The following is a 22,463-nucleotide window of genomic DNA, read 5'->3' as shown; positions in this document are numbered from 1 at the left end:
TCCCTTACCGCATCTTTACTACGGTTACCCCAGCTCCACCCCTGTCAGCATGTTCATCCGCTAAAGAGGCCACTTGAGGATAAGACCTTAACTGGTTTCTTACCAGCGTACGAAGAATACCATCGCCTTTGCCATGCACAATCCGTAGTTCCGGAGAGCCCAACATTAAGGCATCATCCATAAATTCATCTAACGCTGTCATGGCTTCTTCACCCCGTTTTCCCCGCAGGTCCAGCTGGTAACTGAAGTTGGCCATTTTCTCATTCATATCAATACCTAGCATTCTGGGTGTATTTTCATTTACCTGAGCCCGGTACTCTTTGCGGCTAATCTTCTCCAAACGGTTGAGCTTTACGGTAGATTTTAATGCACCGATGCTAATTTCTACATCTTTTCCCCGTATGCCAAGCACTTCCCCTACTGCATTCTGCCCTTTAATACGTACCAGGTTACCTACTTCTATTTCCCCTTCTTCTACCTGTAATTCTTCTTTCTCCGTTGTGGGTTCGGGTACATATTCCACTTTTAATGACTGGTCAAAAGTCTGAAGTTCTTTCCGCAATTGCTTGGTTTCTTCTTTATCGGCTTTGTTTTTCCGAATATCGCGGATTGTCTGTTCAATTTTCTGATTGGCTTCCTTTACCAGGCGTTTTGCTTCTTCTTTGGCCTGATTCATCAGCTTTTTCTTATCAGTATCCAGGCGGCCTTTCAGTTCACTGTATTCTTTCAGTGTCTGGTTAAGGGATTTTTGCAGCACAGATAATTCCTGATTCTTCGTACCCAGTTTGCGTTTTTCTGTTTCAAGTTCTCTGAGGAGTTTTTCAAAATTCACCTGTTTATCCCCAACTTTTTCCTTAGCGGCTGCAATCACCTCTCCTGGCAAGCCTATCTTGTTGGCTATCTCGAATGCAAAAGAACTGCCGGGCCTGCCGATTTCCAGCTGGTATAAAGGTTCCAGGTGCTGTGAATCAAAACGCATGGCCCCATTTACTAAGCCTGGTGTATGTTCAGCAAAAAATTTCAGGTTAGTGTAATGGGTATTTATCACACCAAATGCTTTAGACTGGTTTAGCTTTTCCAGAATAGACTCTGCAATTGCTCCGCCTACACTTGGTTCAGTACCTGTACCGAATTCATCTATCAGAAAAAGAGTATACTTGTCTGCCATCTTCAGGAAATATTTCATATTGGTCAGATGGGAACTGTAGGTACTCAGGTCATTTTCCAGAGATTGCTCATCGCCAATGTCAATAAAAATATCCTTAAACAAGCCTATTTGGGATTGCTCTGCCATCGTCACTAGCATACCGCACTGATACATATATTGAGTTAAACCAACTGTTTTCAGGGCTATGGATTTACCTCCGGCATTAGGTCCGGATATGATCAGAATGCGTTCTTTATGGTCAAGTTTAATAGTCAAGGGCCTTACTGTTTTGCCTTGCTTCTGAAAAGAAAGCATCAGCAGCGGATGCCTCGCATTAATCCAGTCGATCAGGGTTTGTTTTACACACACTGGGTTTATAGCTTCGGTGCGGATGGCGAACTTTGCTTTGGCACGTACAAAATCCATTAACCCCAGAAAAGTGTAGGCTTTCTTCAAGGCAGGTACATAAGGACGCAGCTTGTTAGTTAGTTCGGTGAGTATGCGTACAACCTCCCGCCTTTCTTTATACCCTAATTCAGTTATTTCATTGTTGATATCAAAAACTTCGGCAGGTTCCAGAAATACTGTTTGTCCGGAAGCTGACTCATCATGAATAAAGCCTTTGATGCGGCGTTTGTGTTCGGCGCTTACCGGAATTACCATTCGTCCGCCACGCACGGTTAACGATACATCGTCTGATATATAGCCCTGACTTTTAGCAGATTTTAAAATAGTATCTAGTTTTTTTCGCAAGTTGCTCTGTTCGGAAATAATCTGCCGCCGGATAGACAATAGTTCCGGGGAAGCATCGTCTTTCAGTTTGCCCCGGTTATCGAAAACCCTATCCAGCTGCTTGAGCAGGTTTACATCCACTTCCACCGATTGGCTGAACTCGCGCAAATTGGGATAAGCGGTTTCGTCCTTTTTGGCGAAAAATTGCAGGCAGGCATAGATCGTTTGCAGCGATAATTTTATGTCAAAAAACTCTTCTTCCGATAAAAAAGCTCCTTCAATAGCAGCCTTATTCAAGTGCGGATTAGCATCAATATAATTTCCGGAAGGAAAATCTCCTTCATGCAGGAGTATTTCTTTAAATTCTGCAGTTTGCCCAACCAGCTTCTGAATCATATCAAAATCGTTGGAAAACCGAAGTTTATCTACAAAAGCCTGCCCCAGCGTACTGATACACTCTTCCTTTAATTGCTCTCTTATTTTATCAAAACCTAATTTTTGTTCTATTGTATGGGGGTATAACATATTTTTTATGGGCAATGGCGAATAATTAATGATTAAGTGAAGTACTCATTAATAATTCACCATTAGTCAATAGTCGTTCGTCAATAATCTAATTTTCCTACTTTTTCCCGTACATTCAGGCTATCTACCACCGCTGTATAGATCTCATCCATCTGTTTCATATGATCCATGTAATACCTGAAACTCTTGCGGTAAGTCACCGAATCTACCTTGTGCTTCTGATATACATTGGCTTCCAGCTTCTTATAATAGGCTTGTATAGAGTCATACGAGCGCAGTTGTATGCGGTTAGCTCTGGCCTCAGCTATATGAATATCTACCAGAATAGCTACCATTTTGTCTGAAGGAAGCACACCCTGGGGAGGTTTTTCCTTGCTTAGGCAAGCCGGTAGCAGCAAAAAGAATATAAGCAGTTTTTTCACCAGGCAAATTTACTCATTTTCAGTGTATACTTCCCGGGAAGACGTTGTATTTTTGTAAGTAGGATACACTGCTATCTTAGCCAAAGAAGTAAGCATATGGAAGAGATATGGCGGCATATTGATTGTTTATGGTTTAATTTCTGTTGTGTATATTCGTTCCTGAAGAATTTTACCTGGAAAATACTAATTTCCATTTTTTACTATGAAAGAGATACTGGCCAGGTTACGCAAATTTGAAATCAGGATACGGGAAGCTGTCAGTTCGCACATGCGGGGAGATTATGGTTCTGTGTTTAAAGGCTCTGGCCTGGAGTTTACAGATGTGCGGGCTTACCAGTATGGGGATGATGTGCGCCGTATCGACTGGAACGTAAGTGCCAAGGGACATGAAACCTATATAAAATTATTCCGGGAGGAAAAAGAGCAAACCGTTTTTTTCCTATTAGATGTCAGTGGTTCTCAGCAGATTGGACGCAAAAACAAGCAGAAAATAGATATTGCCAGAGATATTTGTGGGGTACTTGCCCTTTCGGCGGTAAAAGAAGCCAGCCAGGTAGGGCTTATCTGTTTCTCTGACAAAAAAGAAGCCTACATCCGGCCTGGCAAAGGATTGAAACATGGCTACGAACTGGTATTGAACCTGTTTAAACTGCAACCTTCCTCCATTAAAACAAATCTTGCCAAAGCAATTTCTTTTACGCTGAACATCGTTAAACGCCGGAGTATCATCATACTTATTTCTGACTTTTTAGATTCCGGATATGAGTCCGGCCTGAAAGCCCTGGCCCAGAGGCATGACCTGGTTATTATTCACCTTTCGGATAGCCAGGAAGTCCAGTTGCCGAACCTGGGCATTATTCCAGTATATGATAAAGAAACCAATAAAACCATTTGGATTGATACCTCTTCTAAAACCTTAACGCAGCATTTAACCACACATTTTTCTGGCAACCAAGCCCAGCTCGAAAAATTCAGCCGGCAAAACAAAGTAAACTACCTGCCAGTAAACACCGAAGAGGATTTTGTGCCGAGGCTGGTAAAATTATTCCGGGTACGAAATATCAAGCAGCGGTAATGAAAAAAAGAAACCTATTCTTAGCCGGGTTGCTGCTTATACTCAAGTTTGTTATGGCACAAACTATGCCAGCACTGGCTCAGGAACAACCTGTTGCATGGCAGGGTACGCAGCCCATTGGTAAATTTCTTTCAGATACCCTTAAAATTGGCTATCCCATCGGCTATTCATTAAGTCTGAAACATCCGGCAGATATGGAAGTAATTTTTCCTGACTCCAGCTTTCAATATGCAGGTTTTGAATGGTTAGGCAAAGACTATTTTCCTACCCGTACGGATGAATCTGGCAGCCTGGACAGCGTTGTATATACGCTTGCATCGTTTTCACTGGATTCTGTCCAATATCTTTCCCTTCCTATTTATATTATTACGCAAACGGATTGTACTGCGGTATTTGCCAAACCAGATTCAGTTTATTTACACACCATGGTTCATTCTCCACCGGATTCTTTAGCGGCTAAAACAAACCTGAATTATGTGCCAGTACGCACTTATTACAACTATGGCTATACCCTCTTACTTGTCACTGGTATCGTACTGGCTTTGCTATTAATTAACCTGGCATTTGGCAAACGGATACGTAAGCTTATTAAGCTTTACAGCATCAGCCGGGAACACAGCCAGTTCCGTAGTGCATTCGACCGTTTTGTTAAAAATGTGCAGACAGAAGATGCAGTAGGGAATGTAGAAAATGCTGTAATATTATGGAAAAACTATATGGAGTCTCTGGAAAACAAACCCTTCAGCACCTATACTACCAAAGAAATTATTGAAGTAATTCCTAACCAGCAGCTTGCCGAAGCCTTGCAACATACCGACCGGATCATTTATGGACAAATGGCTTCAGAAGAATCTATCCGGTATACCCGTATATTGGCGTATGTAGCCAAACGTTCTTATATCGAAAAAAGAGCATTTATTGAAAAACAGAAAGTATAATAACCATTAGTATATATAGAAATTTGAAAATCAGCCAATTGACTTTATTTGAAACGATTGATAAACAAGTGTTCTACTTACAAAAAACCATTAACCAGTAAAATGTTGGAGATCATTTTCTATTACTCTATTCATTTCCATATTCTCAAACTTTTACATGTCTAAATTTACTAAAAATGGATAACTGGTTTTCGTTTTATTGGTTCACGCTGGATACATTACGGGGATTTACCTGGGATAAACGTCCCTTTTTTTTCCTGTTGCCGGTTATTCCTTTCTTATTTATTTTCCGTTGGCTGCTGCATACGCGTTTCCGGCAAAAACTGCAAGTAGCCCTTCCCACCAGACAACTCCGCTGGTCACCTGTCAGTTTATTACGTTTCCTGCCCGATCTGCTGCTCAGTATAACGTTTACCTTCCTCATCATTTGTCTGGCCCGGCCTCAGCGAAACCAGGAAAGACTAGAACAAAGCTCTGAAGGAATTGATATTACCTTAATCATGGATGTTTCAGAGTCTATGCTGCTGGAAGATATTAAACCCAACCGGCTGGAAGCAGCTAAAAACGTGGCGCATACCTTTATCCGCGGGCGGCTACACGACCGCATTGGCATTGTTGTATTTTCAGGAGACGCCTATGGACTTGTGCCGCTCACGACCGACTATAGTTTACTGCACGAATACATAGATGAAATCAAGGCAGGAATGATTCAGACCGGCGGCACAGCTATTGGTAGTGCCCTGGCCGTAACGGTAAACCGGATGAGAGACACTCCTTCCACCAGTAAAGTAGCGATTCTTATCAGTGATGGAGATAATACAGCCGGCAATATAGATCCTATTACGTCTGCCCAGCTGTCCCAGGTCTATGGCATAAAAGTGTATAGCATTGTTGTGGGAACCGAAGGCCGCTTACCGTACAAAGATGATAATGGCAAGATACAATATGTAGAAAACACCATCGATGAACGAATTCTGAGGCAAATTGCCCAGATCGGGGAAGGAAAGTTTTACAGAGCTTCGAACACACTAGATCTGGAAGAAATTTTTACACAGATTAATACTTACGAAAAAGCAAAGATCACGGAAGTTCGGTTCCTGGACACAAAAGACTATTATCCGGTTTATCTACGCTGGGCAATCGTATTTTTTCTCTTCTGGCTGCTTACCAAATCTACTTTTATCAATAATATTTTAGAAGATTGATGAATTAAAAAAGTAGCGGTTACCTGTATACGTATTCTTTCCCAATTTATTCTATTGCCGTAGTCCTGTTTTCTTTGAGCCCTTCCATGAATCCCTGGCAGGCAGGTTTTGGCTGATAACTATCGTCATACAACAAGGGCCAGTCTTTCCGCTTAAACCAACTCCTGGTCCAGCTATCGGCATCGGCTACTCCCCAGAAGGTAAGGGCATATTGGTTTTCTTTGGAAAGCGCTTTATATAAGGAGTTAATTTGTTTTATAGTTCTTTCTGCTGTTACAATAACTCTTCCGTAACAGTTATATCCTCTCCTTCTGGAAAAGAAGCATCCTGTAAATGTTCTTCCCAGGTAGCTGCTTGGTTCCGTTTGACAATTGCAAGCTGGCAGGAAAAAATACCTCCAAAAATCCGGCAAATAAACACTGTATTTATAGGCGGTACTTTCCTTTTTCTCCTGGCAAAGCTGATGGCTTCTACGTTGTTTATTGAATCTATTTCAGGAATTTTATCATTTCACTGGCTACAAATGCATTGCCCTGCTCATTCAGGTGTACTCCGTCTGAAGTCAGAATATTTTGTTCCTGGTTGGCTTTATTGTTCTTTTTCAGGTAGCTGATAAAGGCTTTCCGCAGATCGCATAGCTGGCTGTTAGTAGCTTTGGCTACCTTGCGGCTTACCGCTGCATAGTCGTCGAGCATGGTATCCTGTGCATTGGAGCCATCGTATTTTTCGCCAATTACACTAGGCGTGCAAACAATCACTTTTGCACCGGCAGCCTTTATTTTATTAACTACATCGGTTAATCCGCTTTCATATTGAGCAATGGGTGTACCCTGTCCATTGGTAGAAGGATGGGTAAAATGCCATACATCGTTAATTCCTATGTACACAAAAACCACATCTGGTTGCTGGGAGAGCACATCTTTTTCCAGACGTTGTTGCAAGTCAGGCACTTTGTTTCCGCTGATTCCGGCACCTATCAATTCATAATTTTCCGATTTGCCTTGTTTCTGAAGCTCTTTCATTAACACATCAATATAGCCATTGGGCTTAACGGCCGCCTGGGTAATGGAGTCGCCGAAGAAAACGACTTTCTGCTTTTTAATAAACATAGAAAAACCGGTGAGGGTGAGACAAATGCACAAGGCGAATAAACTTTTTTGTAAAATAGAGGTAGTCATGTGTAGGATGAATATTATTCAAACCCTGAATATATTATTTATCAGTGGCAAACTCAAATAGTATGATCGTAAAAGATTTTCCGGTAGATTGGGATTCCCCTAGCAAACCTTGTTTCTATGAAAATTTCTATATTCCCGGATTACCAAGAAATGTCGCGTGCAGCAGCAGATTTTGTTGCCAAATATGTAAATAAGCACCCACGGTCTCTGCTCTGTTTCCCGTCTGGAGATACGCCAACCGGTACCCTACAATTGCTGGTTCAATATGGATTAGAGAAGAAAGTTGATTTTAGCCAGTGCCGGTTTGTAGGCCTGGATGAATGGGTAGGAATGGATGAACACACACCCGGCAGTTGCAAGCAGTATATGTATACGCATTTTTTTCATCCCTTACACATTCCTAAAGAAAACATTGTATTTTTCGATGCCAAAGCAACTGACTTAGCCCAGGAATGTAAAAGAATCGACCAGTCAATTTTTGAACATGGACCAATAGACATCATGCTAGTCGGCGTCGGATTAAATGGACATATTGGCTTGAATGAACCTGGCTCCTCCTTTGATTTATATGCTCATGTCAGAGACCTGGATGCAGTTACAATTGAAACTGCCCAGAAATATTTTACTTCTGAAACCCTATTAAAGCAAGGCATTACCTTAGGAATAAAACATTTGCTGGAAGCAAAAACAGCCATCTTAATTGCCAGTGGCAGCAAAAAAGCATCAATCATTGCCAAAGCTTTGGAAGGGGAAATTTCCAACAAGGTGCCAGCCAGCGTATTCCAGATTCATCCCAATGGCCTGGTGATGCTGGATAAAGAAGCAGCAAGTGGACTGACGCTTAAGGGCAACTAGTTTTATTTAGTAATTAATTGTCCAAAATATGCTGTATTTCGCTTACCTAACGTCCAGCTGGGGGGTAGATTTAGCTGTAAAACTACTAAGTGCTAATACGCCAATAATGGCCCCCATACAGGCAATAAATGCAAAAGAAATCCGGAGGCTAAATATTTCAGCGATAAATCCTATCAATGGCGGGCCAAACAAAAAGCCGAAATACCCGATACTGGAAACCAGGGCAATAGCTATTCCCGGAGATAAGGTATTGGCTTTGCCAGCCACACTATAGGTAAGTGGAATAACTGATGATACCCCTAACCCCACCAGTAAAAAACCGGCAATAGCAGGAACCAAATAAGGTAAGACGATAGAAAGCACTAACCCAGCTGTAATAAGTAAGCTGCTGATCTGAAGCATCCGGGCTGTACCTAGGCGGTCAGTAAAATAATCGGAGATGAATCTTCCCAAAGCCATGGTACTCATAAACGCAATATATCCGGCCGTAACCAGGGCTTTTTCTGCCTGAACTACATTCTGAAAATATACCCCACTCCAGTCGAACATACAACCTTCGCACATCATGCCGCACAAGGCTATTAATCCCACCCGCAAAATCAACGGATCTGGTTTACGCAGAACCAACCCGCCGGTAGATTTACGGCCTTGCTGGATTATAGTGAACCGGTAAGCAAAAGCAATAATACCCCATGAAAGCAAGGTTATCAGGCAAAAGTGCATAAATGGGTTTAGCTTCCAATTAATCATAAACGCACCAATCGCACCGCCGGTAAAGCCAGCCAGGCTCCATAACCCATGAAAGGAAGCCATAATTGTTTTTCCATACATGCTTTCTACCCCAATGGCTTGTGTGTTCATGGAAATGTTGAGCAAGTTGCCAGACATGCCATAAATGATTAAAATACACGCCAGCACCCAGAAAGAAGGGGCAAGCCCGATCAGCGGAAGTACCAAGGGATAGAGAATAGCAGCTATAATAACAATAGACCGGCTTCCGAATCTATCTACCAGCCAGCCTACCAGCGGCAAAGCTATTAATGAGCCTATAGGCATACCCAATAATAGTCCACCAAGCTGCCCCTCGCTTAACCCTAATTTTACTTTTATATCCGGTATTCTGGATGCCCAGCTGGAAAAACACAGCCCACTTAAGAAGAATAAGGCACTTACGGCTACTCTTCTTTTCAGATTTAACGTCATACGTTTAAAACTACTTTCCCGTATTGTCTAAACTCTTGTCTAAAAAATAATTGCTGCAAAACTACAACAATACCAGCTGAAAGCGGCAACAACACTGACCAGAATATACAACCATGCATGCAACTTTTTCTATTGTATGAGCATCTGTTTAACAAACAAGGGAACATGTGGCTTAGGCTTCTAAATTACCCGCACATTGCTTATCTTGATAACTTGAATCAACGGCTAACTACCTAAACTTTTCAACCATGCATGTGAGGCTATCAACTTTTATTAGTGTTTGTTTGTTGTGGCTCCCCTTCGTTGCATTTGCTGGCGGCATCCGCGGAACAGTTAAATCCGATGAGGGCAGTGTATTAGCCTTTGCCACCATATTTGTGAAGCAAACTGGTACTGGCACCACAACCAATGAAAACGGTCTCTATGAAATAACATTGCCAGCCGGCAGCTACCAGTTGGTATATCAGTATCTGGGTTATGAAAGTGTGGTGAAGCAAATAGAAGTAGGCAGCGGTTTTACGGAAGTGAATATTGAATTAAAAACGCAGGTAGTAGTGCTGAAAGATGTAATTGTACGGGCAGGCAAAGAAGACCCGGCCTATACCATTATGCGGAAAGCCATTTCCAAAGCCAAATACCATACGCAAGCCATCGACCGGTATTCAGCCAGAGTGTATATTAAAGGTGCCGGCCAGTTAAAAGACTACCCCTGGCTTGCCAAAAAAACGCTAGAGAAGGAAGGCATCACCAAAGACCGCGTATATATTTCCGAATCGGTAAGTGACATTTCCTATACCAGGCCCAATACCTTTGATGAAAAAGTAATTTCTATCCGCAGCGATGGAAAAGACAACAATACTTCTCCCAATCCATTTATTTTTGGGAGCTTTTACCAGCCAGAGGTTGCTGAAACTGTTTCTCCCTTATCTCCCAAAGCCTTTGCGTATTACCGATTTCAGTTAATGGGAACCTTCAAAGACCGCGAATTTGAGATCAACCGGATAAAGGTTACTCCCCGTTCCAGAGGAGACAATGTGGTAGAAGGTATCATTTATATTGTGGACGACTGGTGGAGCATTCATAGTTTGGATGTAAAAACCACCAAAATGGGGGTGAATATTGGCATAAAAATGCTGTACGCCCCCATTGAAGATAAAGCCTGGCTGCCCATTTCCAATAAGTTTGATATTCAGGGAAAATTCTTCGGATTCGAGTTTGTGTATAATTACCTGGCTACCATCAGCGACTACCAGATTACTATGAATCCGGAATTGTATGTGGAAGAGATGCAAGTGGTAGACGAAAAATTAGATAAAGAGCAAGCCAAAGAGATAGAAGAAAAGTATGGAGAGAAAAATCAGCAATTGCAAGAGCGGATGGCCTCAGGGAAAGAAATTAGCCGCAAAGAGCTGAGAGGTATGCTGAAAGACTATGAAAAGCAGGAACGGAAACAGCAGTCAGCCCCAGAAGTTGTTTCAAATAACACGTACAAAATAGATAGCCTGGCCTATAAAAAAAACAACACCTATTGGGACTCTATCCGCCCGGTGCCCTTAACCAAAGCAGAAGTAAAAGGCTACCAGATTGCTGACAGTATAGCCGTGGTTGAAAAGAAAAAAGAAGAAGGCGACACCCTGAAACAGTCCAAGCACAAAGGTTTTCAGCCCTGGGATATTATTCTGGGTGATAGTTACAAAATTTCTAAACACAGCAACTTCCGCATTCACACTCCGCTGGGTGGATTCAACACCGTGGAAGGGTTCAACATAATTTACCGGCTTTCGCTGGGTACCGTTATTCAGGATACCAATAAAACCCGTTTTTCCGTAAGCCCTACCCTGCGGTATGCATTCTCTAGAGAAAAGCTTACTGGCTTGTTAACTACCAGATTATATAACAAAAATTATCGACTGGAACTTCAGGGAGGGCGATATGTGAAGCAATACAATCAGGAAGAACCCATCTGGCCGCTGGTGAATACTTTCACCACACTTTTATTGGAGCAAAACCTCATGAAATTGTATGAACGGGATTTTGTAAATCTACTTTACCGGCAAAAGCTTAGCAATAAAATTTCTTTCCATACCAACTGGGCATTAATGAAGCGGCGTGAACTCTTTAATACTTCCAGCTTTAAGCTCATTGACCGGAAAAAGATCGAAGACTATACACCCAATGCGCCCTTCAATGAAGAAATAGACAATACTAGTTTTCCTGAACATGAAGCGTTTATTGGCTCTGCAGGCTTAGTGATCCGCCCTTGGATAAAGTACCGCATACGGAATGGCAATAAACAGGAAATTCCCTTCTCCTCCCCTGTTTTCACACTCGACTACCGCAAAGGATTTAACCAGGTGTTTGGCAGTGATGTAAACTTCGACCAGGTGGAAGCTGGCATAAAACATCGCTTTGATGTAGGTGTGCGAGGTACCGTAGATTTTGCTTTCCAAGGGGGCATGTTTTTGAACAAGGACAAGCTCTATTTCATGGATTTCAAGCATTTCCTTGGAAACCGCACACCTTTTGCTACTTCAGATCCGGTAGGCAGTTTCCGCTTATTGGACTATTACCAGTTTAGCACTTCAGACAAATACTTTACTGCTAATGTTCATTATCACTTCAGGAAATTCTTAGTAACAGCTTTCCCTATAATCCGCATGACTGGTATCCGGGAAAATGTATTTGTGAATTATCTGGCCTCGCCTACGTCTAATAACTATACAGAGATTGGCTATTCTATAGATGGTATCTTGCGGATTTTCCGGCTGGAAGCAGCAGCCTCTTTTCAGAATGGAAAATATCAGGATTATGGCTTTAGAATCGGCATTGCCACAAGTATAGGCATTAACTTCTCAGAAGATTAGGTTAGTACAGAAACTACTGTTATTGCTACAATACTCATAGGTTTCAGCATCAAACTATTAGTTGGCAAGGATAGAGTAAGCTGTGTATTTTCCAGGATATTGGTTAAACTTTTTGCTTGAATCCCATTGGCAAGCTGAATGAATTGCTCCTCCTGTGTATGATTGGCCAGATATAAAAACTGACCTTTTGGCGTTTGCAGCAACAAAGAAGAAACATTTAACGGCTTACTTGATCTGGTAAGAATCACTTTTCCGGGGTTCTGACTAAGTATATGGTTTAAGAGTATACCTGCCGGATAAATCTGTTGTCCAGAACAAATTCCCCGGCTGCCGGTAGTTTCAAAATAGGTAATAGCCGATGACCCTGCCTCACTGATATATTTTAAACTACCAAGCAGCCAGCCGGCGGCAAATGGAGTAGCCTGCCTTGCATCGGCAGGTGGTATAGAGGTAACAGGCCCACTTGTAGCAACAGCATTGAAGCGGGGCTTTAAAGTAACAGGAGAAATATGTACCGGTTTATCTGGTACTAGTCTCCTGGCACTCAAGACAACATCTGCCTGTGCCGGCATATTCTCAAGTAAGGTTAAATTATCGAAGGCGTGAACTTGCGGATTAACTGAAAAAGTGACAAAATCTGTTAACGAATGCTCAAAAGAATGCCGGTTCAACTCTGCAAAATTGGCATCTGTCCCTGCGCCAATCATACAATCTGGTAAAGCCAGCCGGATGGCAGGTGCTACTTGCTTCAGTAATGAGGTAGTGCTTAGTCTCGTCGCAGCTTCAAATACGAGCATCTGCTTGACTGTTGCCTGCTGAGAAGTAAGGCATGCAAGCATCTGGCTAAGTTCATTGCCAGGATGATCTCCAAAAAACAAGGCTACCTCCAGGGGGCTAGCTATTTTAGTACTCTGATCAATTGCTTGCTGCAATACTTGTTGCCAACCTGATCTGTTGAGAAAAATATCAGCTCTGAGATGAGAGAGGGAAAGGTTTTTCAAAAAGGTAATTTCACTTTCTCTAAGCTCCTCCGTTTCCCGGTTCAACCCCAACCCCATATCTGGGAACGCAGAAGATTGGTTTACTACCTCAATTACAATTTTTTCATCCGGCTGGGCAGGTGTATTTTCATTTGTTGTATTTAGCAAACGTAAAGTACATTGCTGATGAATATGCGTACCGGCTTGCACTTCTACAGGAAAAGGCAAATTCAAAGGTGTACAATAGGTTTTATACGAAGCATCTGTCCAGTTACGGTGGTCCTCGGTTTCGAATGCTTCCCCTTCAAAATCCAGTTGAAAGGTATGCTTCTCACCCATTGTCCATCGCATAAACCGGATATCTTTAAATGGCTGATAGGGGCTGATATAGGACGTAAAATACGATTGAGTAATACTTCCATCCGGGTGACCAATGATACAGGGCTCACCGGCCACGCCTTCTACAGGGTGCAGTACACAAATTCCCAGCCTGTTTCTCTGGAACGTATGCAACACATCACCCTGAAGATCAAAGATTATGGTACTATCTGGCAGGCCGGTAATTTGCACCTGCCATTGCATTTGTATTTCTTCTTTGTTCACATCAACCTGGTACCGGATGCTAAAAGAATTCTCAGTTTGAGAAATTTGCTCATTGGAGATAATACCTGGTATAGTATTCCAGTCTCGGTCCCGGACGGCAAAATAGATCATCCGGATAACTTCATGTTCTGCCAATTTCACATACCGCAAAAAACCATTCTCGTAGGTTAGGCTAAAATGTCCTGCTTTAAGGAGCATAGAGAAGTTTGAATGTTAAACAGGAGAATTTATCTTTTCAGAAATTGGCCTACATTTTCTTTCGTAATTTTTATCAGGCCAGTATTGATCGTATGGGGAATATTGGTAATGCCAATCTGGGCATCATTGGCAGAAAGTTTATTGGTACTATGCACCATATCAAATAAGAACTGGGCACCATACCAGGTAAATAATTCCCGTTTCTGCCCGGCAAGCATTTGAATGACACCTTCCTGAACTAATTGCAAATGCTCTGGTTCCCAATCTACGGTGGTGATTTTTACTTTACCTGCTTTACCAGCTTCTTTTACAGCCAAAGCCATTCCAGGCCCGGAATTAGAATCGAAGCCACAAATACCAGAAAGGTCTGGGTGGGCAGCTAACAGGTCTGAGGTTAATTTGGCAGCAGTTTCTACATTGGCTTTGTCATCGAACTTGCCAACTACCTCTATTTCCGGGTATTTTTTTATTACATCCAGTAAACCCTGAAAGCCTTGTTCCATATTGGTAAGCCCTAAAATTCCCATATAAGCAATCTTTCCTTTCCCACCAATCAATTTTACCATCTCCTCCCCTTGCATTTGCCCAATCTGATACCAGTCGGTTCCTAGAAAAGCATGCCGTCTGGAACCTGGAATATCCGAATCATAAACAACCGTAGGTATTCCGGCGGCTACTGCTTTATTGATGGCTTGGGTAATTCCAGGATCTGTGCCATTGATCAGCAAGCCTGCCGGACGGGTAGCAATTACCTGTTCAATGGTTTCAATCTGCGCTGGCACATCCCATTCGGCCGGACCTAATACTGAAACTTTTACCCCTCTGGCTGCCCCCCATTTTTTAAATGCTGCCTGATCGTGGTTTACATACATGGGCATATTAATAGCCGTAGTCACCATCACATATTCCTCATTAGGGTCTACTTCGGTACTAGCACTTGTGCGTATAATGTCTGCTGTTTGTTTTTCACCAGAATGCTGTCTGGGGGGAAGTTCACAGGCAACCAGCAGACCAGTCAGGCATGTAGTATACAGAACAGTTGAAAGGCGTTTCATTTTTAAGGGAGTCGTTTGTAATTAGTCATTAATTGCTGCTGTCTATTCTACAAGTTCAGCTTTACCCAGCTCTTTACTACTTTCTTTTTTCCAGATAGGCCTGAAAAAATTCTGATGCAGGCTGCGTTTCTGCACAAACAGGTCCAGCCAGACCGCGAAAATCAGTATTATGCCCAAAATAATATCTTGCCACAAGCCGGAAACTCTGGCAATAACCATTATGTTGGCTATAATTCCCATAAACATTGCACCAAGCAAGGCTCCCGGAATTTTTCCTACCCCGCCACTCAAGCTGGCTCCTCCCAGAATAACGGCTGTAATTACCCGCAATTCCATTCCTCTACCCAAGGTAGACATAGCTGCCCCTAAGCGGGAACTCAACAAGATACCGGCAATTCCTGCCAGGGCAGCCGATAAAATAAACCCATACAATTTCATTTGTTTAACCCGGATACCAGACAAATGTGCTGCTTTTTCATTTCCTCCGATATAATAATAGCGCCTGAAAAACACGGTTTTATTGACTAGAAAACTGAGTATAGCGACTATCAGCAACATATACCAGACCGGCATCTGGATACCCAGCAATTTGGATTGCCCGATGGCATTGTACCAGTAAGGCAGATTTTGTATGCCTGCGCCTGCCACCAGTAAGGCACCACCCCGCACAATCCCCATCATCGCCAGTGTCTGAATCATTGGATTTACTCCCTGGTAGGCAATAAGGTATCCATTTACCCACCCGATCAGAATGGCACTTGATAATCCTGCCAGAATAGCCAATGGCACCGGCAGGTTGTGAAAATACATCAGATTAGCCGCCAGCCCCCCTGAAAAAGCTACTACCGAGCCTACGGAGAGATCAAATGCACCACTAATCAATAGCAGCATCATGCCTACCGCCACAATCGTATCTATCGACAAATTGAGCATCACCTGGCTTACATTTTCGAATGTAGGGAAATTGGCAGGAAAGAGTATTGAAGCCACCAAACAAATGAGGGCTATTGTAATTCCCAGAGAATATACCCGGTCTTGAAGCAGTTTTTTTAGCATACTATGTATGTTTACACACGTTGTCGTTTGGCTTAAATTGCTGCCAAAGCCATTATTTCCTCTTCGGTTGCTTTTTGTCCCATAAGTTCTCCACTGATTTTTCCTTCCCTGATCACTAAAATCCGGTCTGCCAACCCAAGTATTTCAGGAAGTTCACTAGAAATAAGGAGGATGGCTTTTCCTTGTTCAGCTAATTTTCTCAGCAAGGCATATATTTCTGCTTTGGCACCTACATCAATTCCATGAGTGGGTTCGTCTACCAGCAAGACATCCGGGTCTGCCATTAACCATTTGGCTATTACTGCTTTTTGCTGATTACCTCCACTGAGATATACGGTGGGCTGATGAACGTCTGGTGCAACAATGCGAAGTTTATCTTTATACATGATCGCCAGGTTTGTAGCTTTATCTGGGTTATACCAACCATGTTCGATAGCAGTTGTCAGCTTGGCAGCAAGAATATTATCAACTATGGATTTTTCCAGAAATAAGCCCTGCGATTTTCTCTCTTCAGGGATGTACCCGATACCTGCGGCAATGGCCTCTTCCGGATGTGATACGGTAAGCGGCTTTCCTTTTACCAGTATTTCTCCCGAACTTCTGGGCAAATATCCAAATATTGTTTGAGCAATTTCCGTACGTCCGGCACCAACCAAGCCTGCTAGACCCAGAATTTCTCCTGCATGAAGGGTAAAACTAATGTTCCGGAACCGCTTGCCTGAAAGGTTTTTTACTTCCAACACTTGTTCGCTGGTAGCCGATGACGCATATTTTTCTACCACCACATTTCTTCCGACCATCATCCGGATTAATTCCGTAACAGAAACCTGACTTGTCTGATAAGTGCCCTGGTATTTTCCATCTTTCAGCACGGTAACCCGGTCGGCGATCTGAAAGATTTCCTGCATGCGGTGAGAAATATAAATAATCGTTTTTCCTTCCTGTTTCAACTGCCGGATAAGCGTAAATAGAACTTGAGTTTCCCGTTCAGTAATGGAGGCTGTTGGTTCATCTAAAATTAAAATAGTAGGGTCCTTAGATAAAGCTTTGGCAATCTCTACCATTTGTTTTTGTCCTGGAGATAAATCCACTACGAGTGTTTGAGCTTGCAGATCATGTAGACCCAGCCTGCTAAGTAACTGGTTTGTCTTTTCATAGAGTTGGCTATACTGAATAAAGCCCCAGCGGTTACGCGGCTGACTGTTTGCAAAAATATTTTCAGCCACTGAAAGCGTATCTACCAGACTTAATTGCTGATACACAATAGCAATACCCATCTTTGCCGCCTGCATTGGGCCTGAGAGGTGAATCTTCTGGGTGTTAAGCAATAACTCACCGGCATCTGGCTGTAAATTACCGGTTAGGATATTCATTAACGTACTTTTCCCTGCCCCATTCTCTCCGCAAATGGCATGAACTTCTCCTTTCTGCAACGCCATATGGATATCTTCCAGGGCTTTTACCCCAGGAAAATATTTGCTGATACCTTTAAGTTGCAGATACATCATTTACTTGCAAAAGTTGGAAACTAGAAAAGTCTAAGCTGTTCGTTACGAATCTGTTGTTATAAATCATGAAATATATACTACCTGGTTAAGCCTAGCCGATTCATAGGCAGCATAAACCAGTTGTACAGTTTTAAAGTTATCTTCTCCCGTTGTTTCGGCTTTCCCTATCCCCTGTAAATCTTGTAGAATATTGCGGTTACAGTCTACAATAGATGAATGGACTACCGTATAAGCCGGATCTACCCAAGGATATACTATAGGTTTGCCTTCCGTAACACTTGTTCCATGGCGGGTGGTAATTTTGAGAACAAAATCATGGGTTAGAACTACTGAGCCCTTCTCTCCTTCCACAGAAACCAGGGTTTGAGGAAAAGCCTCCTTTTCCAGGATGGAAGCATAAGACATTTCAGCATAACAACTCAGGCCACTTTGCATTTGTAAGAGTACATTAGCTACATCTTCACCTTTAATTGTTGGATTTATCCGGCTCGTCTGGCAGAACAAGGAGCTAGCCTCGCCAAATAGAAAACGGCAAATATCTAAAATATGTGAACCTATATCAGTTAAGATAAACTGGTCTAGCTCAACCAGAAATGGCTGATTTTCGAACACTGGAAAAGCGGAACAGAAGGAAACACGTGCCTTAAATGCCCTGCCTATAACATTGGAGTCCAACACTTCTTTTAATTTGCGGATTGGTGCCTGCCACCGGAAGTTTTCATGAATGTAAAACTTCACACCTGCCCGCCTGCAAGTTTCTACCATCCCTCCGGATACTTCCAGGTTTGGGCCCATAGGTTTCTGGCAGATCACATTTACCCCGTATTTTGCTCCTTTCCCGGTAAAAAGAGCATGCGTATCTACATCCGTGATAATATCTATAAAATCCAGTTCATGGGCATGTTTTTCCAGCAGCTCATCGGGGTTGTCATAGACGAAAGGCACATTAAACTGCTTGGCTACTTCTTCGGCTTTGGAACGCGTGCGGTTATACAAGGCAAGCGGCTTTACCCCTTCCAGTTCTTTCCAGCCAGACAATTGATAATAAGACCAGAAGCCTGTCCCGAAAACGGCAAACGTTAATTTTTGCATGAATAGGTGAAGTTCTAAAAAAGAATATACAGGAATTTTACACTACTGTACTCTACTGTATTGCTTTTAGCAAAAATATTATTTATTTGCAGCTATCAAAATAAAATTAGATAAACTTAAGAAAAAATAGAAAATAAGCCAGAGTTCCATTGCTTTGAAAACATCTAAGCAAAGGGATAATAGCTTAGTCTTAAGCTCATAATTGCCCATACTATTTCAATGAAAAATTTAATCCAGATCAATCAGCACTCTAACCGGCCAAAATATCAGCAAATTTCGGATGCTGTTATTTATTCCATAGAACATGGATTTCTGGAACAGGGGCAACAGTTGCCGTCAATCAGTGAGCTATCAGCCTGGCAAAATATAGCCAAAGTAACCGTCGCCAAAGCGTATGAAGAATTACAGGAAAGGGGGATTATCCGGGCACAGCATGGCAAAGGATTTTATGTAGCCACTACCGGAATCCGTAGCCAGTTGAATGTTTTCCTTTTGTTTGACACGCTGAACGCCTATAAAGAAAACTTATATTATGCGTTGAAGAAATCTTTACCGGCAGATACGCAACTTCATCTCTATTTTCATCATTATGATTTGCCCTTGTTTGCCAGCCTGATTGAAAACAGTTTGGGTAAGTATAATTACTATGTAATAATGCCTCATTTCAACGAAGATGTACGAGCTATGGTAGAAACCATTCCCAAAGACAAACTGGTAATTATAGATAAAGCTGTAGATAAACTGCCAGGAGACTATACTAGTGTACACCAGAATTTTGAGGAAGATATATTTCATGCCTTATCTTCCGGACTAGATCTGTTGCAAGCATACCATCAGATAACACTGGTACTTTCCACCGACCGTTTTCAGTTCATTCCAAGCAGGATTATCACCGGATTCACGAAGTTCTGTGAAATGCACCAGATTCCTTATGAGATTCAACCCACGTTTGCTTACACCCCATTACAAAAAGGCGAGGCATACCTGCTGTTTTCCGACCACGATTTGATCGATTTTATTAAAGCAGTGAACAACCTGGGGTTAAAACTTGGCAAAGATATCGGCTTAATTTCATACGATGACACACCCATGAAAGAGATTTTGGAAGGAGGCATCACGGTAATCTCTACCAACTTCGAACAAATGGGCCGAACAGTCGGGCAGTTAATAACCAAACGGGCAAAAGCAAAAATCAGTAATCCGTCTTATTTAATTAAACGCAACTCGCTTTAATTAATGACCAATGTACAAAGACAATTGACCAAGTTACATGTATGCAGTTAGGAATTAGCACCTATACCTACGGATGGGCCGTTGGCACCCCGGAAAACAGGCCATCAACTTACTTAACAGAACTTGATTTGTTAACAAAAGCTGAGCAAGTTGGCGTGTCTTTGGTTCAGGTTGGAGATAATCTACCTCTCCATCAACTACCTGCCCAAAGCTTGCGTACCTTCAGTCAAGAAGCGCAGGCAAAAAACATCTCGCTTGAAATAGGTGCAAGAGGACTAACTGAGGATCATCTGCATTTGTACATCCGTATTGCCCGTCAACTCAATGCCCGCTTGCTCCGCTTTGTGGTGGATGCTAAAGATTATGAACCTAACGTAGATACCATTATTTCCATCATAAAAGTCCTTTTGCCCCAGCTAGAGAATACCCAATTGACCTTAGGGCTTGAGAACCACGACCGGCTGAAAGCCAAAGAATTTGCTTACATTATTGAACAGGTAGGAAGCCCATTTGTGGGAATATGCCTGGATTCTGTAAACTCCATGGGAGCCGGAGAAGGCCTGGAGCAGGTAGTAGAGATATTGGCTCCGTATACCGTGAATGTGCATATAAAAGATTTTGGTATTAAACGCCTGCCCCACCTGATGGGCTTCCAGATAGATGGCAGGCCAGCCGGAAAAGGGATGCTCAATGTACCCTGGTTGCTCGAAAAACTTATTCCTTACCAAAGATGCCACACGGCTATTCTGGAACAATGGGTAGTACCAGAAGATACCTTGGAAAAATCAATTGGGAAAGAGGATGCCTGGGCAACAGAAAGCATACAGTATTTGAAACCTTATTTTACGTAAGAAAAACATATCATGTAAAGACTCGCATATTCATTTAAAAAAATACTACTAACCTCTTCTATCTCCATGACAAAAATTACACTAATTGGTGCAGGTGGCAAAATGGGTTGCCGCTTAACCGATAACTTTTTAAAATGTCCACAGTACACGCTTGACTATCTGGAAGTAAGCCCGCAAGGGGTTGAGAACCTGAAACAAAGAGGCGTATCAGTAAGTAATCAGAAGGAAGCCGTACCTGTGTCCGATGTAGTGATTCTGGCTGTGCCGGATGTAGCAATCGGAGCCATTTCTGATGAAATTATTCCTCAGATGAAACCTGGTTCCCTGGTAATGACCCTCGACCCGGCAGCTCCACTGGATGGGGTAATTCATCACCGGGATGATCTGGGCTATGTAATTGCCCACCCCTGCCACCCCTCTATCTTCAACTGGGAACCTACAGAAAAAGCCTTCCGGGATTTTTATGGAGGTATTTCTGCCAAACAATCTATTGTAGTTGCCTTAATGCATGGCATAGAGGCACATTACCAGCTAGGTGAAAAAGTAGCCCAGGATATGTATGGTCCTATTAAAGATACTCACCGGATTACCTTGGAGCAAATGGCCATTCTGGAGCCTGCTATGGTAGAAACCCTGGCGCAAACCTGTATGGAGGTTGTAAAAGAAGGATATGACCGCATTGTACAATTAGGCGTACCAGAAGCGGCTGCCCGCGACTTTGTATTAGGTCATCTACGTATTCAGATTGCGGTGTTGTTTAAAGAAGTAAATGGTACTTTTTCTGATGCTGCTTACAAAATCAGTAAACGGGCCAAACCCTTGCTATTCAAAGAAAACTGGACTAAAATATTTGACATGGACGACATCCGCGAACAAGTAAAAGATATTACTAAAAAGTAAGCGTACAGACACCAGATAGGTAGAACTACCTGACGGATGTTACCTTCTTTCCATTACCTACTTACACAGCTGATGCATACAAATCCTAAAAACCAACTAGCTATTGCTACTATTTCCTGGGCACGTACCGAAGCAGAAGAAAAACTTCTTCAGGCATCTCTTCAGCAACTGGCAGAATGCCAGGTACCGGTTTATATTACCGATGGAGGTTCTTCCCCCGGCTTTCTGGATTTTCTGCATAGTATTCCTCAGTTTATCGTTTTACAGGCAGAGGCAAAAGGGGTATGGGCACAAGCCAGAACGAGTTTACTGGCGGCATACGAAGCTGGCAGTGCCTATCTATTTTACACGGAACCAGATAAACTGGATTTTTTCCGGCATGGCCTACCACCTATATTCAGCCAGCTTCCCAATACTGATACTGTTGGTATCCGTTTGGCTTCCCGGTCAGCTGAGGCGTTTGCCTCCTTTCCGCCATTCCAGCAACTGACAGAAACGACCATCAATGCCTGCTGCGCTGAGGTAACCGGAAAGGCTTTTGAATACACCTATGGCCCTTTTCTGATAAACCGTAACCTTGTTCCCTACCTGAAATTTGTAGAAGAAGATATTGGGTGGGGCTGGCGGCCTTATATGTTTGGGATAACTCAGCGGGTAGGCTACAAGCTGGAAAGTATGGAAGGTAACTTTACCTGTCCGCCAGACCAGCAAGCGGATGATCCCGCCGAACGGGTATACCGTATGCGGCAGTTGCAGCAAAATATTCAGGGGATTGTACTTTCTACGCAAGTGAAACTGAAATAGGATATAGCCTTTCTTTCGAGCAGATATTTTTTTAACTAT

19 protein-coding genes are annotated in these 22,463 nt (G+C 42.6%); 9 read left to right on the top strand and 10 right to left on the bottom strand.

What is annotated here, in order from left to right; genetic code table 11:
* Positions 1–4: 4 nt before the first annotated feature.
* Together Q0590_RS20510 and Q0590_RS20505 are read right to left on the bottom strand one after the other, a co-directional pair.
* A complete protein-coding gene (locus Q0590_RS20510) occupies positions 5–2,404 on the bottom strand; it encodes an endonuclease MutS2 (RefSeq protein WP_302039471.1) in 2,400 nt (799 codons plus the stop codon).
* An 80-nt stretch (positions 2,405–2,484) separates the two neighbouring features.
* A complete protein-coding gene (locus tag Q0590_RS20505) occupies positions 2,485–2,826 on the bottom strand; it encodes a DUF4296 domain-containing protein (protein WP_302039470.1) in 342 nt (113 codons plus the stop codon).
* A gap of 202 nt (positions 2,827–3,028) precedes the next feature.
* On the opposite strand from Q0590_RS20505, the gene Q0590_RS20500 reads away from it, so the two are divergent.
* The 3 genes from Q0590_RS20500 (at position 3,029) to Q0590_RS20490 (ending at position 6,044) form a co-directional block, all read left to right on the top strand.
* Positions 3,029–3,901, top strand: a complete 873-nt coding sequence (locus Q0590_RS20500) for a DUF58 domain-containing protein (protein ID WP_302039469.1) — start codon at positions 3,029–3,031, stop codon at positions 3,899–3,901.
* Positions 3,901–4,839 (top strand): hypothetical protein, encoded by a 939-nt coding sequence (locus tag Q0590_RS20495; protein WP_302039468.1) that lies wholly within the window; start codon positions 3,901–3,903, stop codon positions 4,837–4,839. Before Q0590_RS20500 ends, Q0590_RS20495 begins: the two co-directional genes overlap by 1 nt.
* 176 nt (positions 4,840–5,015) lie before the next feature.
* On the top strand, positions 5,016–6,044 hold the full coding sequence (locus Q0590_RS20490) for a VWA domain-containing protein (RefSeq protein ID WP_302039467.1): 1,029 nt from the start codon (positions 5,016–5,018) through the stop codon (positions 6,042–6,044).
* A 46-nt stretch (positions 6,045–6,090) separates the two neighbouring features.
* On the opposite strand, the gene Q0590_RS20485 is transcribed toward Q0590_RS20490, so the two are convergent.
* Complete coding sequence (locus Q0590_RS20485) at positions 6,091–6,456, bottom strand: endo-1,4-beta-xylanase (RefSeq protein ID WP_302039466.1); 366 nt, start codon at positions 6,454–6,456, stop codon at positions 6,091–6,093.
* Positions 6,457–6,532: 76 nt separating this feature from the next.
* Positions 6,533–7,222: an SGNH/GDSL hydrolase family protein gene (locus Q0590_RS20480; protein ID WP_302039465.1), complete on the bottom strand. Its 690-nt coding sequence runs from the start codon at positions 7,220–7,222 to the stop codon at positions 6,533–6,535.
* A gap of 117 nt (positions 7,223–7,339) precedes the next feature.
* Here Q0590_RS20480 and Q0590_RS20475 point away from each other — a divergent pair, with 117 nt between their 5' ends.
* Positions 7,340–8,077 (top strand): glucosamine-6-phosphate deaminase, encoded by a 738-nt coding sequence (locus tag Q0590_RS20475; protein WP_302039464.1) that lies wholly within the window; start codon positions 7,340–7,342, stop codon positions 8,075–8,077.
* Positions 8,078–8,119: 42 nt separating this feature from the next.
* Here Q0590_RS20475 and Q0590_RS20470 read toward each other — a convergent pair whose 3' ends face one another.
* On the bottom strand, positions 8,120–9,280 hold the full coding sequence (locus Q0590_RS20470) for an MFS transporter (RefSeq protein WP_302039463.1): 1,161 nt from the start codon (positions 9,278–9,280) through the stop codon (positions 8,120–8,122).
* A gap of 254 nt (positions 9,281–9,534) precedes the next feature.
* On the opposite strand from Q0590_RS20470, the gene Q0590_RS20465 reads away from it, so the two are divergent.
* The gene (locus tag Q0590_RS20465; protein WP_302039462.1) at positions 9,535–12,144 is read left to right on the top strand and encodes a DUF5686 and carboxypeptidase regulatory-like domain-containing protein; all 2,610 of its coding nucleotides are present in this window, start codon (positions 9,535–9,537) and stop codon (positions 12,142–12,144) included.
* Here the strand turns inward: Q0590_RS20465 and Q0590_RS20460 are convergent.
* The 5 genes from Q0590_RS20460 to Q0590_RS20440 all read right to left on the bottom strand — a co-directional run bounded on the left by Q0590_RS20460 (position 12,141) and on the right by Q0590_RS20440 (position 18,636).
* Entirely contained in the window at positions 12,141–13,925 is a 1,785-nt protein-coding gene (locus tag Q0590_RS20460; protein ID WP_302039461.1) for a D-apionate lactonase family protein, read from the bottom strand. The two genes, Q0590_RS20465 and Q0590_RS20460, sit on opposite strands and share 4 nt — an antisense overlap.
* Positions 13,926–13,954: 29 nt before the next feature.
* A complete protein-coding gene (locus tag Q0590_RS20455) occupies positions 13,955–14,980 on the bottom strand; it encodes a substrate-binding domain-containing protein (protein ID WP_302039460.1) in 1,026 nt (341 codons plus the stop codon).
* A 42-nt stretch (positions 14,981–15,022) separates the two neighbouring features.
* Positions 15,023–16,036, bottom strand: coding sequence for an ABC transporter permease (locus Q0590_RS20450; RefSeq protein WP_302039459.1), 1,014 nt, complete (start codon positions 16,034–16,036; stop codon positions 15,023–15,025).
* Positions 16,037–16,068: 32 nt separating this feature from the next.
* Positions 16,069–17,544 (bottom strand): sugar ABC transporter ATP-binding protein, encoded by a 1,476-nt coding sequence (locus Q0590_RS20445; RefSeq protein WP_302039458.1) that lies wholly within the window; start codon positions 17,542–17,544, stop codon positions 16,069–16,071.
* Between the two features lie 63 nt (positions 17,545–17,607).
* Positions 17,608–18,636, bottom strand: a complete 1,029-nt coding sequence (locus Q0590_RS20440; protein WP_302039457.1) for a Gfo/Idh/MocA family protein — start codon at positions 18,634–18,636, stop codon at positions 17,608–17,610.
* Positions 18,637–18,855: 219 nt separating this feature from the next.
* Here Q0590_RS20440 and Q0590_RS20435 point away from each other — a divergent pair, with 219 nt between their 5' ends.
* The 4 genes from Q0590_RS20435 to Q0590_RS20420 all read left to right on the top strand — a co-directional run bounded on the left by Q0590_RS20435 (position 18,856) and on the right by Q0590_RS20420 (position 22,424).
* Positions 18,856–19,869 carry a GntR family transcriptional regulator gene (locus Q0590_RS20435; protein ID WP_302039456.1) on the top strand — a complete coding sequence of 338 codons (1,014 nt, stop codon included), beginning with the start codon at positions 18,856–18,858 and terminating at the stop codon, positions 19,867–19,869.
* Positions 19,870–19,910: 41 nt separating this feature from the next.
* Positions 19,911–20,720, top strand: a complete 810-nt coding sequence (locus Q0590_RS20430; RefSeq protein ID WP_302039455.1) for a sugar phosphate isomerase/epimerase family protein — start codon at positions 19,911–19,913, stop codon at positions 20,718–20,720.
* A gap of 66 nt (positions 20,721–20,786) precedes the next feature.
* On the top strand, positions 20,787–21,620 hold the full coding sequence (locus Q0590_RS20425) for a phosphogluconate dehydrogenase C-terminal domain-containing protein (protein WP_302039454.1): 834 nt from the start codon (positions 20,787–20,789) through the stop codon (positions 21,618–21,620).
* 72 nt (positions 21,621–21,692) lie between these two features.
* Entirely contained in the window at positions 21,693–22,424 is a 732-nt protein-coding gene (locus Q0590_RS20420) for a hypothetical protein (protein ID WP_302039453.1), read from the top strand.
* Positions 22,425–22,463 lie beyond the last annotated feature (39 nt).

Origin of the sequence: Rhodocytophaga aerolata, from assembly GCF_030503435.1 — a bacterium.
GTDB classification, from domain to species: Bacteria; Bacteroidota; Bacteroidia; order Cytophagales; family 172606-1; genus Rhodocytophaga; species Rhodocytophaga aerolata.
This window is presented reverse-complemented; position numbering and strand designations above follow the sequence as displayed.

What these genes read in the sequence shown, in the direction of transcription:
- Q0590_RS20510 (WP_302039471.1), bottom strand. Translation starts at nt 2,404, where the DNA reads ATGTTATACCCCCATACAATAGAACAAAAATTAGGTTTTGATAAAATA.
- Q0590_RS20500 (WP_302039469.1), top strand. Translation starts at nt 3,029, where the DNA reads ATGAAAGAGATACTGGCCAGGTTACGCAAATTTGAAATCAGGATACGG.
- Q0590_RS20495 (WP_302039468.1), top strand. Translation starts at nt 3,901, where the DNA reads ATGAAAAAAAGAAACCTATTCTTAGCCGGGTTGCTGCTTATACTCAAG.
- Q0590_RS20490 (WP_302039467.1), top strand. Translation starts at nt 5,016, where the DNA reads ATGGATAACTGGTTTTCGTTTTATTGGTTCACGCTGGATACATTACGG.
- Q0590_RS20480 (WP_302039465.1), bottom strand. Translation starts at nt 7,222, where the DNA reads ATGACTACCTCTATTTTACAAAAAAGTTTATTCGCCTTGTGCATTTGT.
- Q0590_RS20475 (WP_302039464.1), top strand. Translation starts at nt 7,340, where the DNA reads ATGAAAATTTCTATATTCCCGGATTACCAAGAAATGTCGCGTGCAGCA.
- Q0590_RS20470 (WP_302039463.1), bottom strand. Translation starts at nt 9,280, where the DNA reads ATGACGTTAAATCTGAAAAGAAGAGTAGCCGTAAGTGCCTTATTCTTC.
- Q0590_RS20460 (WP_302039461.1), bottom strand. Translation starts at nt 13,925, where the DNA reads ATGCTCCTTAAAGCAGGACATTTTAGCCTAACCTACGAGAATGGTTTT.
- Q0590_RS20455 (WP_302039460.1), bottom strand. Translation starts at nt 14,980, where the DNA reads ATGAAACGCCTTTCAACTGTTCTGTATACTACATGCCTGACTGGTCTG.
- Q0590_RS20450 (WP_302039459.1), bottom strand. Translation starts at nt 16,036, where the DNA reads ATGCTAAAAAAACTGCTTCAAGACCGGGTATATTCTCTGGGAATTACA.
- Q0590_RS20445 (WP_302039458.1), bottom strand. Translation starts at nt 17,544, where the DNA reads ATGATGTATCTGCAACTTAAAGGTATCAGCAAATATTTTCCTGGGGTA.
- Q0590_RS20440 (WP_302039457.1), bottom strand. Translation starts at nt 18,636, where the DNA reads ATGCAAAAATTAACGTTTGCCGTTTTCGGGACAGGCTTCTGGTCTTAT.
- Q0590_RS20435 (WP_302039456.1), top strand. Translation starts at nt 18,856, where the DNA reads ATGAAAAATTTAATCCAGATCAATCAGCACTCTAACCGGCCAAAATAT.
- Q0590_RS20430 (WP_302039455.1), top strand. Translation starts at nt 19,911, where the DNA reads ATGCAGTTAGGAATTAGCACCTATACCTACGGATGGGCCGTTGGCACC.
- Q0590_RS20425 (WP_302039454.1), top strand. Translation starts at nt 20,787, where the DNA reads ATGACAAAAATTACACTAATTGGTGCAGGTGGCAAAATGGGTTGCCGC.
- Q0590_RS20420 (WP_302039453.1), top strand. Translation starts at nt 21,693, where the DNA reads ATGCATACAAATCCTAAAAACCAACTAGCTATTGCTACTATTTCCTGG.